At 32.8% G+C, this 738-nt stretch carries 1 protein-coding gene; it reads left to right on the forward strand.

All coding sequences use genetic code 11. The features are described 5' to 3' along the window. Window positions 1–6 precede the first annotated feature (6 nt). A partial coding sequence (locus KA845_RS11920) for a sulfite exporter TauE/SafE family protein (protein ID WP_210128128.1) occupies window positions 7–738 on the forward strand: 732 nt, incomplete at its 3' end.

Below are 738 nucleotides of genomic sequence, written 5' to 3' on the forward strand. Positions count from 1 at the left end.
TAAATAATGGATATTTCAACTATTATTATGATGTTACTTATTGGGGTATTCGGAGGCTTTATTTCGGGTCTAGTAGGTATAGGTGGCGCCATCATTATTTATCCAGCTATTTTATTATTACCACCACTATTTGGCGCTCCTGCGTACAGTGCATACATGGCATCAGGACTTACTTCCAGTCAAGTCTTTTTCAGTACTTTAAGTGGGTCATTAAAAGCGCGAAAAAAACCAGAATTTTCGCCACTATTAGTGCTTTACATGGGTAGTGGCATGATTATAGGCAGCATGTTAGGTGGACTGTTAGCAAATTTATTTAATGCTACATTTGTAAATACGATATATATTATCATTGCTTTACTCGCATTAATTTTAATGTTTATTAACATAAAACCGAGTTTAGATCAATCTTCCTTTAACAAGCCATTATTAGTTATGGTGGGTCTTTTCGTTGGTATCATTTCAGGTATAGTTGGAGCAGGCGGCGCTTTTATTATCATTCCTATATTGCTAGTTTTATTCAAATTACCAATGAATACGGTAGTTGCTAATAGTATAGTAATTGCTTTTATATCTTCAATTGGCGCCTTTATCATTAAATTTATACAAGGTTACATTCCTTTAGAAGATGCGTTATTTTTAATAATAGGGAGTATTATTTTCGCTCCGTTAGGTTTAAAATTAGGTAAAAAGGTCCCTAGTTTTGTACAAAAGTGGATTATCAGTATTTTAATTATTATT

The sequence above is a fragment of the Staphylococcus sp. GDX8P114P-2 genome (assembly GCF_017892945.1).
Lineage (GTDB): Bacteria > Bacillota > Bacilli > Staphylococcales > Staphylococcaceae > Staphylococcus > Staphylococcus arlettae.